Here is a 15369-nt window from a genome sequence, read left to right as displayed (position 1 = left end):
ACATGTAGTATCAGACGTCACTATTTATTCCATTTAATCCCTGTGATCCCTCCCCGGAGCCAACAAGGTTTCTCGCTCGTCGAGATTCTCGTGTGCATTGCAGTTCTGTGCTTCGGCATGCTGGGTCTTGTGGGCCTGCAAGTCGCCGCCTTGCAGGCCAATCGCGAAGCACGCCTGCAGTCTGCCGCCGTGCGTCTGGCGGAGGAAATGGCAGAAATGATGCGCGGCAACAAGGCGCAGGCCATTGCCTTGACCAATAATCCGTATCTCGTCGATGTCAGCAGCACATCGACGCTGACCGCAACCAAGTGCGGCCTGCCCGGAGGAACCGGCACCTGCGACTCGATTGAGCTCGTCGCCAAGCGCGATGTCTATGAGTGGCTGACGCGCGCCGTGACGGGCGTCAAGGACTCCTCGGGTGCATTGTTGACGCCGCCCGAGCTTCCCGGCGCGAGAGTCGTCATCTGCCAGGACAATGCTCCCTACGATTCAGCCGGGCTGCCGCAGTGGAGCTGCAGCGGCACGGGGGGAACCTTGATGCTGAAGATTGGCTGGACCCGCAGCAACACGCTGCGCGGCGCGACCGGCACGGACGCCACCAATGTGACTGCCGCAAATACCGGTGCCTTCGACAAGGCACTGCGCCCCGCAGTCACTTTCCCCATCACGCCAGGAAGTATCAATGAGCCCTGAAAACTCTTCGCGTCGCCGCGCGATGCAGCGCGGCATGACGCTGGTCGAGCTATTGGTCGCTCTACTGCTGGGCAGCCTGATCGTCCTGGCGGCGGTGGCTGCACTGACGGTGTCGCGGCAAGGCTTTCTCGCCGTCGATGCTTCCGCACAGCTGCGCGACAATGCCCGCTTCGCCACCAGCATCATTCGCCGCCTGGCGACGCAGGCTGCATATTTGGATTTCAAGCATGCAAGCACCACAGCCGGAGCGGCATTCAAGGTCGGGGAGTCAACGACGGCCGCGATCGAGCCGAGCATCAAAGGATTCAACGATGCCGCCTACGATGTCCAGTTGATCAACGGCACGACCAACGCGGTCACGACGACCGGCCTCAACAACAGCGACATGCTGGTGGTGCGCTATCAGATGGGAACGGTCACCAAGACCGACGGCAGTGAAGGTCCGGACCAGACCATGATCGATTGCAGCGGCGCCACTTCCACGGCGACCGCGGCGACCATGTCCGAGCGCATGGTCAGCGTGTTCTACGTCGCGCAGGACCAGGGTGAACCCACACTGATGTGCGCCTGGCTCGACGGCAGCACCTGGAAGCAGCAGCCGCTGGTGCCCGGCGTGGAGAGCCTGCAGTTGCTTTATGGCGTTGACGGCGTCACCGCCGGGGCTGCGCCCAGCGCGGCCACCGACTCGATTCCCGAGCGCTACCTTCGCGCAGATCAACTGGTGACCAGCAGCTTGACCGACACCAATGCCAACTGGGATCGCGTTCGCTCCATACGCGTAGGCATGGTCATGCGTGGCCCGCCTGGTTCCTCGTCCAATGGAACGGTTGCCGCACAGTATCCACTGGGGCCGCAAGGCCTGATGAATTCCGCCGACGACCCGGGCAGCACATTTGCCGCAAAGACCGACGGCAGACTGCGCCAGACGGTCTCATTCACGATCCACCTGCGCAATGCAGCGATCACCCGCCAGGACGCCACCTGATGCGCGCCAAACGCTTTTCTTTTCTGCCTGCCACCGCCCCGCGGCCCGACCAGCGCGGCGTGTCGCTGATCGTGGTCATGATGCTGCTGGCCATCATCGCCATTCTGGGCATGGGAGCCATACAGATTTCTATGATGAGCGAACGCGGCGCGCGCAACGAACGCGACGTGCAGATCGCATGGCAAGGCTCAGAGGCCGGCCTCATGGATGCCGAATACGACATTCGCGGCCCTGGGACCGCGACACGCAAGAACCTGTTCACGAAGAACGATTCTTCGGCATTTGCAATCGGCAGCTGCGGAACCACCGGAACCGGCAAGGGACTGTGCGATCCTGCAACGGTGACGGGCAAGCCCCTGTGGCTCAGTGTGGATCTGGCAGCCGATAGCCCTGCCGCAGCGGTCTATGGCGACTTCACAGGACGCGCGTTCAAGTCGGGCAGCAGCGGGCTGCAGCCGGTCAAAAAGCCGCGCTACATCATTGAAGTGCTGCCGGACAGGAATTCTTTCGGCGACGCCAGCGGGCGGGTGGACAAGAAATTCGTGTACCGCGTGACATCGATGGGTTTCGGGCCTCGGGAAGACATCCAGGTCGTGACGCAAATACTTTTCCGCAAAGAATGATCCCGGAGTGACCATGAAACTATTGCCTCGTGTGCGCCTGGCTCGATGGGCGCTTGCAATTGTCGCCCCCCTGTCAATAGGTTACGCGGTTCATTCACTGAGCCAAAGCAGTCCGCCGAACATCACTGCGATCGCGCTGAGCGCTGACCCGCTGTATGCGCAGGGTTCGGGCCAGAAGCCCACGCTGACGCTGGCCATATCGGTCGAGCATCCTACCGTGGGCGCAGCCTACCGCGGCACCTATGCTCCGGCCACCTCCTACCAGGGCTACTTCGATCCGTTGAGTTGCTACACCTACGACAAAGCGTCCACGACCAAGCATTTCACGCGGTCCGCGGCCTCCGATGCCGCAACCCACAGCTGCAGCGGAGCAGGATTCAGCGGCAACTTCCTCAACTGGGCTGCAGCCTCGTCCATCGACATCATGCGCCTGGGCCTCACGGGCGGCGACCGGATCGAGGATTCCGAGTCCTCGACCATCCTGCAGCGCGCAGTAATTCCCAGCAACTTCTACGACGATGGTTCCTACTTTCCGCGCAAGAATCTCTCCAACGCCGTCGCGCGGCAGGCGCTGCCTGCCGAGTTCTTCACGAGCGGCGATACGAATACCGTGCGGATCAGCAACTGCCTGAATCGAATTCACATCTTCAGCAACGGTACGGCAGCGACCAAAGCGGGAGCCGATGCCTGCAATGACTCCGCCGCCGTGATGGGTCCGATACTCCAGCGCGAGACCAACTCGAACATGCCGAACGGCTACACGCAATGCGCCGCGGAAAACGCCACCTGCACGTTCACAGGAACGGCGGAAGTCATCTACGGCAGCGGCAAGAAGTGGCATCGCCGCCTGGTCACCAACGGCATCGCATGCAACAACAGCCAGTGGGGCGAGGACCCGGCGTCAGGCGCGGGCAAAAGCTGCCACTACAAGCCCACAAACACGGCGCTATCCACCCCCATGAAGACCATAGGGGGGGAAGAAGCGCTCTACGTTCGGGTGAAGGCCTGCAGTACATCGGGCGGCGCCCTGACCGACTCGCGCGCCTCCGTGTGCCAGCGCTACCCCAACGGCAACTACAAGCCCGTGGGCAACATGCAGAAGTACAGCGACCGCATCCGCCTCGCGGCTTTCGGCTACCTGATGGACAACGGCGACCAGCGCTACGGCGGGGTGCTGCGCGCGCCCATGACCTATGTCGGACCCAAGACCTACGACGCCAACGGTGACCCTTCGGTGGATCTGAACCCGAACCGCGAATGGAACCCTGACAATGGCGTTTTCATTGCCAATCCGCGGGATGCCACGGAGGGCATCAGCGGGGTGATGAATTACCTGAACACCTTTGGACGCACGGGCACGCCCGGTACCTACAAGGGCAACGATCCGGTGAGCGAGCTGTATTACGAAAGCCTGCGTTATCTGCAGGGCCTGGCGCCAACGCCGCAAGCGGTTTCCGGTCTCACTGCCAATGATGCCAGGCGTGCGGGATTTCCCGTGTACGCGAGCTGGACCGACCCGTTCGACGGTGGCTCCAGCGACAAGAACTACGCCTGCCTGCGCAACAGCGTCCTGCTGATCGGCGATGTGAACACCCACGCCGACCGCTCCATCCCCGGCAACTCGATCATCTCGAATTCCGACTTCGATCGAACCGCCGAAGTCAGCCTGGCGAACAACGTTCCGAACTTCAAGGACTGGACTCGTGTCGTGGGCGGCTTCGAGGCGGACCAAGCGATCAGATACCTTGACGGCCGTGGCGACTCGCAGGTCACCAGCAACACCACAACGATCAAGAACACCGGCCTGGCCGACCTGGACAACCTCAGCATAGGCTCTGGCGGCAAGTCGTCGTATTACATGGCCGGCATGGCCTACTGGGCGCATACGCATGACATCCGCGGCAGGGACTGGACGGAGACAGCCAAGCGCCGCCCCGGCATGCGAGTGACCACCTACGTGGTGGACGTGAACGAAAACAGCGCCAACAACGATGCCACGGCCCGCCGGCGGACCCACTTCTTCCTTGCGGCCAAGTACGGCGGCTTCAACGATGTGACCGGCACCGGCAACCCGTATGAGTCGTCGAACGACGCCCGCAACTGGGAGAAGGAAACCGATCCGGGCGAGGCCAAGACCTATTTCCTGGTCAGCGATGCAGACAAGTTCCTGCGCTCGCTGGACGACATCTTCTTCGCCGCGGCCAAGGCCAGCAATACGATTTCCTCGCCGGCAGCGTCCACCAACACCTTGTCCACCACGGACGGGTATTACTACACCGCCAGCTTCAATACGGAACGCTGGTCCGGGGACATCAAGCGCAACACCATCAAGGTCAGCGACAACGGCGATGTGAAGGTGGGCGACGCGGCATCGGCGGTCTCCGCCGCGGCGCGTCTCGACGCACTCACCGACACGCAAACCAGCGGACGCAAGATCGTTGTCGGGCTAGAAAGCGCGGCCAGCTCGGGCGGCTCGGCAGCCCTGTTCACCTGGAGCACGATAGGCGACACGCTCAAGGCCCACCTGAACAAGGCCTCGCCCACCGCCACGGCCGACAACGACGGTCAGAACCGCCTCAACTTCCTGCGCGGCTATCGCTCACAGGAAGCCGTCACCTTCCGCCAGCGCAATTCCCGCCTGGGCGACATCGTCAATTCCGCAGCGGCCTACTCCGCCGCGCCCACCACGCGCTACAACACGGCGGCCTATCGCACGTTCTACGATACCAACAAGAACCGCACAAAAGCCGTTTTTGTCGGCGCCAACGACGGCATGCTGCATGCATTCAACTCCACCACCATGGACGAGCTGTTCGCATACATCCCCAGCTGGATGGCTCCCAAGCTCTCGCAGCTGACCAACACCAATTACAACTCCTCCGGCCACACCAGCTACGTCGATGCGCCGCCCGCAGTGGCCGAAGCCCAAGTAGGCAGCGACTGGAAAACCGTGCTGGTGTCGGGCACCGGCGGCGGCGGGCAAGGCGTCTTCGCTTTGGACGTGACCAATCCGAGCGACTTTGCGGCCGACAAGGTCCTTTGGGAATTCACGGACCAGAACGATCTAGACATGGGCAACGTGGTGAGCCAACCGCGCATCGTGAAGCTGCGCACCAGCGCTCCCGGCGCCGCCACGGCCACCTACAAATGGTTTGCAGCGGTAGCCAGCGGCGTCAACAATTACGTCAATGATGGCACTGGCCGCTACAGCACCACCGGCAAGCCTGCGCTCTTCCTGCTGGATCTGTCGAAGGCATCAGGCACCGACTGGTCGCTGGGCACCAACTACTTCAAGGTGAGCCTGCCCATCAGCAACGTGGAGGCAACCGGCACGCAGGAAGTAAATGCGTCCGGAACCGGCACCGGTGTCGGCAAGGCCACCGGTCTGGTGAACTTCGATTTCACCAACGACCAGGCGGATGCCGTCGAATTCTTCTATATGGGCGACCTCCACGGCCAGTTCTGGAAGCTCGACATGGCCAAGGCCAACTTCTCGAGCGCCACCGAAACCAACTGGAACCTGCTGAGACTGACGTCCTATAAGAACAGTGACGGCACCAATCCGCTGCCCATGTACATCGCGAAAGACAGCAGCAACAAGGTCCAGCCCATCACCATGGTACCCACCATTGCGTTTGGGCCCTCCAACACTTACATCCTGGCATTTGGCACCGGCAAATATCTCGAAGCCAAGGACAACATGGTCGGCTCCAATACCCAGACACAGTCTTTCTACGTGCTGTATGACAGCGGCAACGCCGCATCGAAAGACGTCGAACCCGACACGGACGGCACAGCGCGCTTCAACGGCCGCGCGCGCCTGAAGGCCGGCTCGATCACGAACAGTGCAATCAGCGTGGAGTCGTTCTACTGGAATCGCCCGCGGGACAGCAACTCCACCGACAAGAAAGCAGGCTGGTATATCGACTATCCCAAGAGCGGCAGCCTGGGCGGTGAAAAACAGATCGGCGCCGCAGCGCTGTTCGGGCAGACCGTGCGCTTCACCAGCCTGCTGCCGCCAAGTGCGTCCACGGATGCCTGCGGAGGTGGATCGAGCTATTCATACGAAGCCAATCTGGCCAGCGGCCTGGGTACCGTCACGACCATGTCCAGTGGTGCGCAGGGCTCGCCGATGTTCTTCTATACGAACTCTTCGCTCTCGAACAGTGACTCCACCGGAGCGCGCGTCAAGACAGACAAAGGGGTATTCGTGCATCCCGACGCCACCGCCACTTCAGGCGTGAGCGTCTCCGAGCCAAAAACCGCCACATCGCAGGTCGGTCGCCTGAGCTGGCGCCAACTGAACAACTACCGCGAACTGAAAGACAAGACCTGGAATTGAACATGACCAAGCACAAACGGCGCATTGAAGGCTTTACGCTCATCGAATTGATGATCACGGTTGCCATAGTCTCCATTCTGGCAACCATAGCCTACCCGTCCTACGCGGAGTACATGCGAAAGACTCGCCGCGCCGAAGGCCGCACGGCGATGATGGAACTGCTGCAGCAGCAGGAGCGGTACATGACGCAGAACAATACTTACCTGGCCATCGCCACGGCAGGCGACAGCGCCGTAGCCTTCAAGACCTTCTCGGGGGACTCCCGCGGCAGTGCCGCGTACTGGCTTGGTGCGCGTGCCTGCCCCAGCCAGACCATCAACAATTGCGTTCAGGTGTTCGGCGTGCCCAAGTACTACACCGACCCGTCCATCACGGAACTCACCGTTACCAGCACGGGCGTGAAGAGCTGCACCGGCAACAACACGAGTGTCTGCTGGAAATGACGCCATTTGCCCCGCACGCCTCATCGACCACCAGAACAGGCGGACGGGGCTTCACGCTGATCGAGCTGCTGGTGACCATTTCGCTGCTGGTCATCATCATGGCCATTGCCGCACCCAGTTTCATGGGATATCTGCGCAATGCAGAACTGAGCGGCATCAGCAACAGCTTCCTGGCGGCCCTGAACGCGGCCCGCACCGAAGCAATGAAGCGCAACATGTTCGCTCTGGTGACGCCGAAGAACAACGACAATGACTGGGCAAAGGGCTGGGTGGTGTTTGTCGATACCGACAATGACATGACCTTCGACAGCACCAAGGACATCCTGGTGATGCAACAGGAGGCGCCCCCGCCCTACATCACGCTTTCGGGCAACAACAGCACGGCGGCCAATCCGAGCTATGTGCGATATGACGGCTCGGGCTTTTCGCGTCCCGCGAGCGGCGACCTGCCCAACACCACGTTGACCATAGCTCGCAGCGATGCAAGCACCGACTACCGCCAGATCCGACGTATCAAGATCGCTGTCACCGGGAGGGCCAAGATCTGCACTCCCAAGGCGTCGGATGATGCCAATTGCCTTTCCACGGACTGAGGATATGGACAGGCCTTTCTCCCGTCGCACGCTCTGGTGCCGGAGCCGCTAGCACTTGCACGCCTGGACTGAGCACCGGTTCGACGCCCTGAGGGCATTGCCCCGCAGGGTTGGCACAAGTTGTCAATGGTTAAGGAACTTCTGCCTTAGCACTCTCTCCAATAGACTGCTAATATGAAGATATGGAAGAAAGGACTTCAATGACCTCCACATCCGCAAACATTGCGACGACCACTTTGGCGCCCACCAACCCTTGGGCACTGGTGCCTCCACTGGGCAACCTGGACGCCTATATCACGGCAGTCAATCGTCTTCCCATGCTCACGCTGGAAGAAGAGCAGGATTACGCGCGTCGCCTCAAGAATGACAGCGACCTGGACGCGGCCGGCCGACTGGTGATGTCGCACCTGCGCCTGGTGGTGGCCATTTCGCGCCAGTACCTGGGTTACGGCCTGCCGCATGGCGACCTGATCCAGGAAGGCAACGTGGGCCTGATGAAAGCCGTCAAGCGCTTCGACCCCGAACAGGGCGTGCGCCTGGTGAGCTATGCCATGCACTGGATCAAGGCCGAGATCCACGAATACATCCTGAAGAACTGGCGCATGGTCAAGCTGGCCACGACCAAGGCGCAGCGCAAGCTGTTCTTCAACCTGCGCTCGATGAAGCAAGGGCTCAAGGCCGACGCCGCCGCGCTCGACGAGAGCACGCACCGCGACACGCTGAGCCCGCACGAGATCGACACCGTCGCGCAAAAGCTCAACGTCAAGCGCGAAGAAGTCATCGAAATGGAGACCCGGATGTCGGGCGGCGACGTGCTGCTCGATCCCTCTCCTTCCGATGACGGCGAGAACGCCTTCGGCCCCATCGCCTACCTGGCCGATGGTTCGCATGAACCCACGGCGATGATCGAGTCGCGCCAGCGCGACGCACTGGCCACCGACGGCATCAGCCTGGCGCTGGGCGGCCTGGACGAGCGCAGCCGGCGCATCGTCGAGGAGCGCTGGCTCAAGGTCAACGACGACGGCTCGGGCGGCATGACGCTGCACGAACTCGCTGCGGTCTACGGCGTCAGCGCCGAGCGCATTCGCCAGATCGAATCGGCGGCGATGAAGAAAATGAAGAAGACGCTGGCCGAATACGCCTGAGTCTCCCGGCAGGGATAATCGGCGCACCGCCTTTGCAGGCGGTGCGCTTTTTTCATGGCGCGCCGATTGCCAAAGACACTCCATTCCAATAATGATCCGAGGAGCCCGCATGATTTCCAGATTGAACCGCCGCACGCTGCTGGCCTCGGCGGCCTGTGCCGCGGCTGCCGCCTGCGCCCCTGCCCTGGCAGCCGATCCAGCCCAATGGCCCACGCGCCCGGTCAAACTGATCGTCGGCTTTCCGGGCGGCTCGTCGCCCGACCTGGTCGCGCGTACGCTGGCCGAGCCGCTGGCCAAGATGCTGGGCCAGCCGGTCGTGGTCGAGAACAAGGTGGGCGCGGGCGGCAACATCGGCGCCGACGCCGTCGCCCATGCCACCGACGACCATACGCTGGGGCTGATGATCAACGGCAACATGACCATCGCCAAGCTGATCAACCCCAAGGCGACCTATGACCCGCTCAAGGACCTGCAGCCCGTGAGCCTGATCGCCACCGCGCCGCTGGCGCTGGCCGCATCGGCCCAGGCACCGGGCAGCACGGCCGCCGAGTTCTTCGCCGCGGCGCGCGCCAGCGGCGACAAGTGGAGCTACGGCAGCCCGGGAATAGGCACGGTCGCGCATATCGGCATGGAGCTGCTCAAGGCGCGCGCCGGCATTGCACCGGTGCATGTGCCCTACCCCGGCAACCCGCAGGTGATCAACGCCATCATCGGCGAACAGGTGCAGCTCGCGCTGCTGCCGCCCGCCATGGCCGCAGCCCAGGCGCGTGCGGGCAAGCTGCGCGTGATAGGCGTGACCTCGACCAGCCGCTCGTCGCTGGTGCCCGAGTACCCCAGCCTGTCGGAAGCCGGCATTGCCAACTATCAGATGGAAATCTGGAATGCAGTCGCCGCGCCGCGCTCCATGCCCCGGCCCATCGTCGAGCGCCTGGGCACGCTGCTGAGCGAAATAGCACGCCACCCCGACATCCGCGCCAAGCTGTTCGCCCAGGGCTGGCAGGTTGCGGGAACCTCGTCAGAAGGCCTGGCCAACCGCATACGCACCGACGCCAAGGTCATGGGCGACATCATCCGCAGCCAGAAGATCACTGCGCAATGATCTGATCAGGCCTTCTCCGCCAGCAGCAGGCGTACATCGGCTGCCAGGACCTGGGGGCCCACGCCGTAGCGCTCGTAGACGCGCAGGCGCCCCGCGGGGTCATAGACATAGCTGCCGGCCGAGTGGTCCAGCGTATAGCTTTCCGGCGTAGGGCCTTCGACCTTCTTGTAGAAGATCTTGAAATCCTTGGCAATTGCCGCGGTCTGCTCCGGCGTGCCGCGCAGCGCGACAAAGCTGGGATCGAAGCTCTCCATGTAGGCCTTGAGCATCTCGGGCTTGTCGCGCTCGGGGTCCAGCGTGACAAAGATGCCCTGCAGGCGCTCGCCATCGGCGCCCAGCAGCTTCTTGACTTCGGCCAGCTCCTGCAGCGAAGTCGGGCAGACATCGGGGCATTGGGTATAGCCGAAGAACACCACCACGGCCTTGCCCGCGAAGTCCTTGAGGCTGCGCTGCTGACCCGAAGCATCGGGCAGCGTGAAATCGCGCGCGTACTCCGCGCCCGTCACATCCACTCCCTGGAAACTGGCCTTGGGTTCGCGACCGCAGCCCGCGAGCAGGCCTGCGGCCCCCGTGCCCAGCGCCGAGGCCAGCAACAACTTCAATACACGTCGTTTATCCATAGTCGTTCAAAAAATATAGTGGTCCGCCAATAGTGCGGCGAACAGAAGACTCAGGTGTATCAGCGAAAACCGGAAGGTCTTGCGCGCCAGGGCGTCGGAGTAGCTGCGCCACAGCCGATAGGCATACGCACAGAACCCCAGGCCCAGCACCACGGCCACCGCCAGATAGAGCCAGGAACTCATGCCGAAGACGAACGGCAGGAGGCATCCGGCAAACAATACCAGCGTATAGAGAAACACCTGCAAACGGGTGAATTCATTGCCATGCGTCACCGGCAGCATGGGCAGGCCGGCCTGGCGATAGTCTTCCACACGGTACAGCGCCAGCGCCCAGAAATGCGGTGGTGTCCAGAGGAAGATGATCAGGAACAGGATCAGCGACTCGGGCGTGACCTGGCCGGTCATCGCGGCCCAGCCCAGCACCGGCGGCATCGCGCCCGAGGCCCCGCCGATCACGATGTTCTGCGGCGTCAGCGGCTTGAGGATCAGTGTGTAGACCACGGCATAACCGACGAAGGTGGCGAGCGTGAGCCACATGGTCAGCGGGTTGACCCAGACATAGAGAACTGCCGAGCCGGCCGCGCACAGCAGTGTGGAAAACGCCAAGGCCTGGCCGTCCGACAACTGACCCTTGGCCGTGGGCCGCCAGGCCGTGCGCTTCATCTTGGCGTCTATGCCTTTTTCGACCAGGCAGTTGAACGCCGCGGCCGCGCCCGCGACCAGCCAGATGCCCGCGCAGGCCACGGCCATCAGCACCAGTTGCTGCGCTGCCGGCCAGCCGGGAATGGCCAGCACCATGCCGATCAGCGCGCAAAAGACGATCAATTGCACCACGCGCGGCTTGGTCAGCGCGTAGAACTGCGCAAAGCGCGACGGGGCGGAAACGGTGGCGGCGAGGCTCATGCGGAAACTCGAGAAGAAAGGGACGGCATTTCAGCGGGAAGGGGCGACGGTATCGGGGCGCCCCGCCTTATCCCAGGAGGCGGCCGCGCGCATCAGCCGGTCGAGGTCGCGCTTGGCCTTCGCGGCGCTCGCTTTGTCGAGCGATGCGGGCATGCGCATCATCCAGTTGCCCATGGGATCGACCAGATACAGATGGTCTTCGATGCGCTGGCCCGGCGCCGGCTCCAGCCAGCCGGCAAGGGCCTGCGGATCGACGCGCAGCACCTGGCCCTGGGCCATCGCGGGCGCGAGCGCCGCGGGCGGCTGGACCGCATCGTTGATCAGCCAGACCCAGTCGAGCCTGTCCTTTTCGCGGCCCAGGCTCTCGCGCAACTGGCGCTGCAGGTAAAGGTGTTGCTCGCAGGCCGAATTGCACTTCCCGCCCGCGACATTGACCAGCAGCCACTGGCCCTTGAGCGAAGCCAGCGGCACGGTGTCGCCGGTCAGCGTGCGCGCATTGATATCGGGCAGCGTGCGCTGCGGCTGTATCAATTCGCCGAAGTTGCGCCGGCCTTCGGGCCGAACCACGTAATAGGTGAAGTAGGAGGCGATGACCGGCGCCGCGCAGACCAGCAGCACGGCAATCATCTGCCAGCGCCCGGAACGCGTGCGCTGGGCCTGCATCGCCTCGCCCGCCGCAGGCAGGCCGTGCACGCTCAGGCCCAGCGGCTCGGCCGCGGCGCGCTCAGGCGCCGGGTTGCTGGCGTGGGCGAATGAAGCGTCGGAAGAGTTGAAACCAGACATAGAGAACCGCCATCAGGAGACTGATACCAAACCATTGAAATGCATAGCCGTAGTGCTTGTCCACCCCGGCATCGATGCGCGGCCAGTCGCGCTGCAGGCCTTCGCTGTCGGCGCCCGTCTGCACCACGCTCATGGCGAGCAAAGGCAGGCCGGTTTGCGCGCGAAACCGGGCCACATCAAGATTCTGTCGGATAGGCGACGTTTCGGAAACAGGGTCTGCACCGGGTGCCATTTCGTACAGCCGCGCGGGCGCCAGTGCAAGCCTGCCGGCGACTGCCACCGGGCCCGCGGGCGTATCGACAGGAGCGAGCGCCGTGCGGTCCTGGAAATTGCGCGCTATCCAGCCGCGCTGCACCAGCACCACCGCGGGCGTGGGCCCATCAAGGGCCAATGGCGTCAACACGAAAAAGCCCGGACGGCCATGCATCTGCCGGTTGTCGAGGTAGATCGTATGGGAGCCGAGCCAGCGGCCCTGCAGCGCCACGGGGCGGTGGACCAGGTCTGCGGCCGGCGTCTGTTGCAATGCCTGCTGCAGTGCCGCAGCGCCCAGCGGCGGCTGTTCGCCCCGTGCCTCGATGGCCGCGGCCAGCGCCTGCTTTTGTGCCGCGCGGTCCAGCTGCCAGCAGCCGAGCGCGGCCGTGGCGCCGATTCCCACCGCCGCTGCCAAGGTGATCACCCAGAAGCGCATGCCTGCTGGCGAACCCTCTGGCCTTGTGCTTTTACTCACCGGATAATGATCTCCATGAAAATCTTCATCGCCTTGGCCTTTCTGGGCATTCTCGCCAGCCTGGGCAGCGCCTTGTTCTTCATGATGCGCCGCCCGCCCGATGGCGTAGAGGATAACCGCAGGCGCAGCCAGCATATGGCGCGCGCGCTGGCGCTGCGCGTGGGCTTGTCGGTGCTGCTGTTCCTGTGCCTGCTGATCAGCTGGAAGCTGGGGTATATCCAGCCTACCGGGCTGCCGGTGGGACGCTGAAGCGGCGAAGCCGGCGCAAGGCCGGCTCTCGCACCGTGGTGGCCCAGGCCACCGCCTCACCGATTACATCCAGTAGACCAGCACGTACAAGCCCAGCCAGACCACGTCCACGAAGTGCCAGTACCAGGCTGCGCCTTCGAAGCCGAAATGCTTGTCGGCCGTGAAGTGGCCTTTTTGCAGCCGCAGCGTGATGAAGAACAGCATCAGCATGCCGACGAACACGTGGAAGCCGTGGAAGCCCGTGAGCATGTAGAAGGTCGAGCCGAAGATGCCCGACGACAGCTTGAGGTTCAGGTCGGTGTAAAGGTGGAAGTACTCATAGCCCTGCACGCACAGGAAGATGAAGCCCAGCACCACGGTGGCCCACATGAAGGCAATCGTGCGGCCGCGATGGTTCTCGCGCAGCGCGTGGTGGGCAATGGTCAGCGTCACGCCCGAAGTCAGCAGCAGCGCGGTGTTGATGGTCGGCAGCCAGAACGGACCCACGGTCTGGAACGGCTCCACCGTGCCCGCGGGCGAGGCCGTGGCACCGGCGGCCATGCTGGGCCAGATGGCCTTGAAGTCGGGCCAGAGCAAGGCGTTCTCTATGCCGCCGAGCGCCGGCACCGAATGCGCGCGGCCCCACCACAGCGCGGTGAAGAACGCGCCGAACAGCATCACTTCCGAGAAGATGAACCAGCTCATGCTCCAGCGGAACGACAGATCGATCTTGCGGCCGTAGAGCCCGCTCTCGCTTTCATGAATGGCGTCGCGGAACCACTGGTAAAGCACTACCAGCCACCAGGCCAGGCCGAAGAACAGGCTCCATTTGCCCCATTCGTGGCCGTTGATCCACTGCCCCGCGCCGAGGATCACGAAGAACAGGCCCGCGGCCGCCATGATCGGATGGCGCGATTCACCGGGCACGTAGTAGTAGGGCGTTGCGCCTTGGGTAGTTCCACTCATTTCCTGCTCCTGACTCTCTAGGTCCTTGCGTCCGTCTGTAGCTTGGCGCTCAGACGATCCAGTTCACAATCAAGATCAAGCCTGCGACCAATAGAAAAATGGCCACCAGCCCCCCCACCACCACCTGCAGCGGAGTGATGCTTTCAACGTCTTTCTGGTACTCGCTGCCCTTGCGCACCCCCAGCAAAGCCCACAGCATGGTGCGCGCGGTGCGCAGCGGCGAGGCTTTTTTCTGCGGTTGGTTCATAGCACGGGCTCCTTGGCACCGGGCGCCGCGGCCTGCTGCTTGAGACCGCCTGCGGGCGCGGGCGGCGTCTTGCCGCCGACTTCGAAGAAGGTGTACGACAGCGTGATGGTCGTGACGTCCTTGGAAATCTTCGGGTCGATCACGAAGGCCACAGGCCATTCCTTTTTCTCGCCCGGCTCCAGCGTGTACTGGTTGAAGCAGAAGCACTCGAGCTTGATGAAATGCGCGGCCGCCTGGTGCGGCGCATAGCTGGGAATCGCCTGCGCGGCCATGCGGCGGTTCTGCACGTTCTGGAACTCGTACTCGACCACCGTGAGCTCGCCCGGATGCACCTGCACCGAACGCTGGCGCGGCTTGAAGTCCCAGGGGCCGCGCGCGTTGGCGTCGAACTCGACGGTGATCGTGCGGCTCATGTCAACCTGGGAGTTGGCCGGCAGTTTGGCATTCGGGCCGATCTGGCCGTTGCCCGGCACCTGGCGCTCGGAAATCGCCAGGATGTTGATTCCCAGCGCTTCGCAGACATGCTTGTAGATGGGAATCAGCGCATAGCCGAAGGCGAACATGCCGACGGCAATCACCGCCAGCTTGCCGACCATCTTCGTGTTTTCCTGGCGCATTCCCACGGCGTTCCTTTTACTGCGCACCCAGCCACAGCATCTTGGCCACGAAGCCCGCCAGGAAGACGGCGGCGATCGAGGCCAGGATCAGTGCGAGGCGCAGATTGCTTTTACGTTGATCAGGTGACATTACCAATTTCCCCATTTATCCATGATGCTCTTGTTCCGCTCGCAGACCCTTGAATCGGCAAGGCCCAGCTCAGGGGCACCGAGCAAGGGCCGCCCCGCAGCGAGGGTGCCGTCCCCCTCCACCGAAGGATGAGAGGGGGAAGCGGCGCAGCCGCTCAGGGGGTGCTTCATTTCATCCAATCACGCGGGTTGCAGTCGCATCCAGCTTGGGCGGGTTCTCGAAGGT

At 63.1% G+C, this 15369-nt stretch carries 17 protein-coding genes; 9 read left to right on the top strand and 8 right to left on the bottom strand.

Annotated features, from left to right (window positions below):
* Nucleotides 1-42 precede the first annotated feature (42 nt).
* The 8 genes from pilV (at nt 43) to RR928_RS00550 (ending at nt 9923) form a co-directional block, all read left to right on the top strand.
* Nucleotides 43-693 carry a type IV pilus modification protein PilV gene (pilV, locus tag RR928_RS00585; protein WP_332536197.1) on the top strand — a complete coding sequence of 217 codons (651 nt, stop codon included), beginning with the start codon at nt 43-45 and terminating at the stop codon, nt 691-693.
* A complete protein-coding gene (locus tag RR928_RS00580; RefSeq protein ID WP_442881897.1) occupies nt 683-1678 on the top strand; it encodes a PilW family protein in 996 nt (331 codons plus the stop codon). Before pilV ends, RR928_RS00580 begins: the two co-directional genes overlap by 11 nt.
* Complete coding sequence (locus tag RR928_RS00575) at nt 1678-2301, top strand: pilus assembly PilX family protein (protein WP_332681186.1); 624 nt, start codon at nt 1678-1680, stop codon at nt 2299-2301. Before RR928_RS00580 ends, RR928_RS00575 begins: the two co-directional genes overlap by 1 nt.
* Nucleotides 2302-2314: 13 nt before the next feature.
* Complete coding sequence (locus RR928_RS00570) at nt 2315-6643, top strand: pilus assembly protein (RefSeq protein WP_332536191.1); 4329 nt, start codon at nt 2315-2317, stop codon at nt 6641-6643.
* A gap of 2 nt (nt 6644-6645) precedes the next feature.
* Nucleotides 6646-7086, top strand: coding sequence for a type IV pilin protein (locus RR928_RS00565; protein WP_332536189.1), 441 nt, complete (start codon nt 6646-6648; stop codon nt 7084-7086).
* Nucleotides 7083-7679, top strand: a complete 597-nt coding sequence (locus RR928_RS00560; RefSeq protein ID WP_332536188.1) for a GspH/FimT family pseudopilin — start codon at nt 7083-7085, stop codon at nt 7677-7679. The genes RR928_RS00565 and RR928_RS00560 overlap by 4 nt, the downstream gene beginning before the upstream one ends.
* A gap of 200 nt (nt 7680-7879) precedes the next feature.
* On the top strand, nt 7880-8824 hold the full coding sequence (gene rpoH, locus RR928_RS00555; RefSeq protein ID WP_159911244.1) for an RNA polymerase sigma factor RpoH: 945 nt from the start codon (nt 7880-7882) through the stop codon (nt 8822-8824).
* A 109-nt stretch (nt 8825-8933) separates the two neighbouring features.
* Nucleotides 8934-9923 (top strand): Bug family tripartite tricarboxylate transporter substrate binding protein, encoded by a 990-nt coding sequence (locus RR928_RS00550; RefSeq protein WP_332540141.1) that lies wholly within the window; start codon nt 8934-8936, stop codon nt 9921-9923.
* A gap of 5 nt (nt 9924-9928) precedes the next feature.
* On the opposite strand, the gene RR928_RS00545 is transcribed toward RR928_RS00550, so the two are convergent.
* Genes RR928_RS00545 through RR928_RS00530 form a run of 4 tightly spaced genes read right to left on the bottom strand, consistent with a single transcriptional unit; the run spans nt 9929 to nt 12917 of the window.
* A complete protein-coding gene (locus tag RR928_RS00545) occupies nt 9929-10543 on the bottom strand; it encodes an SCO family protein (protein ID WP_332540140.1) in 615 nt (204 codons plus the stop codon).
* Nucleotides 10544-10549: 6 nt separating this feature from the next.
* Nucleotides 10550-11446, bottom strand: coding sequence for a heme o synthase (cyoE, locus tag RR928_RS00540; protein ID WP_332540139.1), 897 nt, complete (start codon nt 11444-11446; stop codon nt 10550-10552).
* A gap of 30 nt (nt 11447-11476) precedes the next feature.
* Nucleotides 11477-12229, bottom strand: a complete 753-nt coding sequence (locus RR928_RS00535) for a hypothetical protein (RefSeq protein ID WP_332681182.1) — start codon at nt 12227-12229, stop codon at nt 11477-11479.
* Nucleotides 12171-12917, bottom strand: a complete 747-nt coding sequence (locus RR928_RS00530; protein WP_332548781.1) for an SURF1 family protein — start codon at nt 12915-12917, stop codon at nt 12171-12173. The genes RR928_RS00535 and RR928_RS00530 overlap by 59 nt, the downstream gene beginning before the upstream one ends.
* A gap of 54 nt (nt 12918-12971) precedes the next feature.
* On the opposite strand from RR928_RS00530, the gene RR928_RS00525 reads away from it, so the two are divergent.
* A complete protein-coding gene (locus RR928_RS00525; protein WP_332540134.1) occupies nt 12972-13205 on the top strand; it encodes a twin transmembrane helix small protein in 234 nt (77 codons plus the stop codon).
* A gap of 63 nt (nt 13206-13268) precedes the next feature.
* On the opposite strand, the gene RR928_RS00520 is transcribed toward RR928_RS00525, so the two are convergent.
* The 4 genes from RR928_RS00520 to RR928_RS00505 are packed head-to-tail and all read right to left on the bottom strand — an operon-like array spanning nt 13269 to nt 15144.
* Entirely contained in the window at nt 13269-14150 is an 882-nt protein-coding gene (locus RR928_RS00520; RefSeq protein ID WP_332540132.1) for a cytochrome c oxidase subunit 3, read from the bottom strand.
* Between the two features lie 49 nt (nt 14151-14199).
* Nucleotides 14200-14397 carry a DUF2970 domain-containing protein gene (locus RR928_RS00515; protein WP_332540130.1) on the bottom strand — a complete coding sequence of 66 codons (198 nt, stop codon included), beginning with the start codon at nt 14395-14397 and terminating at the stop codon, nt 14200-14202.
* Nucleotides 14394-15020 carry a cytochrome c oxidase assembly protein gene (locus tag RR928_RS00510; protein WP_332540128.1) on the bottom strand — a complete coding sequence of 209 codons (627 nt, stop codon included), beginning with the start codon at nt 15018-15020 and terminating at the stop codon, nt 14394-14396. Before RR928_RS00510 ends, RR928_RS00515 begins: the two co-directional genes overlap by 4 nt.
* A gap of 10 nt (nt 15021-15030) precedes the next feature.
* Nucleotides 15031-15144, bottom strand: coding sequence for a cytochrome oxidase small assembly protein (locus RR928_RS00505; protein ID WP_332681178.1), 114 nt, complete (start codon nt 15142-15144; stop codon nt 15031-15033).
* Nucleotides 15145-15369 lie beyond the last annotated feature (225 nt).

The sequence above is a fragment of the Comamonas sp. genome (assembly GCF_036666375.1).
Taxonomy (GTDB): Bacteria; Pseudomonadota; Gammaproteobacteria; order Burkholderiales; family Burkholderiaceae_C; genus Comamonas.
This window is presented reverse-complemented; position numbering and strand designations above follow the sequence as displayed.

What these genes read in the sequence shown, in the direction of transcription:
- RR928_RS00580 (WP_442881897.1), top strand. Translation starts at nt 683, where the DNA reads ATGAGCCCTGAAAACTCTTCGCGTCGCCGCGCGATGCAGCGCGGCATG.
- RR928_RS00575 (WP_332681186.1), top strand. Translation starts at nt 1,678, where the DNA reads ATGCGCGCCAAACGCTTTTCTTTTCTGCCTGCCACCGCCCCGCGGCCC.
- RR928_RS00570 (WP_332536191.1), top strand. Translation starts at nt 2,315, where the DNA reads ATGAAACTATTGCCTCGTGTGCGCCTGGCTCGATGGGCGCTTGCAATT.
- RR928_RS00565 (WP_332536189.1), top strand. Translation starts at nt 6,646, where the DNA reads ATGACCAAGCACAAACGGCGCATTGAAGGCTTTACGCTCATCGAATTG.
- RR928_RS00560 (WP_332536188.1), top strand. Translation starts at nt 7,083, where the DNA reads ATGACGCCATTTGCCCCGCACGCCTCATCGACCACCAGAACAGGCGGA.
- rpoH (WP_159911244.1), top strand. Translation starts at nt 7,880, where the DNA reads ATGACCTCCACATCCGCAAACATTGCGACGACCACTTTGGCGCCCACC.
- RR928_RS00550 (WP_332540141.1), top strand. Translation starts at nt 8,934, where the DNA reads ATGATTTCCAGATTGAACCGCCGCACGCTGCTGGCCTCGGCGGCCTGT.
- RR928_RS00545 (WP_332540140.1), bottom strand. Translation starts at nt 10,543, where the DNA reads ATGGATAAACGACGTGTATTGAAGTTGTTGCTGGCCTCGGCGCTGGGC.
- cyoE (WP_332540139.1), bottom strand. Translation starts at nt 11,446, where the DNA reads ATGAGCCTCGCCGCCACCGTTTCCGCCCCGTCGCGCTTTGCGCAGTTC.
- RR928_RS00535 (WP_332681182.1), bottom strand. Translation starts at nt 12,229, where the DNA reads ATGTCTGGTTTCAACTCTTCCGACGCTTCATTCGCCCACGCCAGCAAC.
- RR928_RS00530 (WP_332548781.1), bottom strand. Translation starts at nt 12,917, where the DNA reads ATGCGCTTCTGGGTGATCACCTTGGCAGCGGCGGTGGGAATCGGCGCC.
- RR928_RS00525 (WP_332540134.1), top strand. Translation starts at nt 12,972, where the DNA reads ATGAAAATCTTCATCGCCTTGGCCTTTCTGGGCATTCTCGCCAGCCTG.
- RR928_RS00520 (WP_332540132.1), bottom strand. Translation starts at nt 14,150, where the DNA reads ATGAGTGGAACTACCCAAGGCGCAACGCCCTACTACTACGTGCCCGGT.
- RR928_RS00515 (WP_332540130.1), bottom strand. Translation starts at nt 14,397, where the DNA reads ATGAACCAACCGCAGAAAAAAGCCTCGCCGCTGCGCACCGCGCGCACC.
- RR928_RS00505 (WP_332681178.1), bottom strand. Translation starts at nt 15,144, where the DNA reads ATGTCACCTGATCAACGTAAAAGCAATCTGCGCCTCGCACTGATCCTG.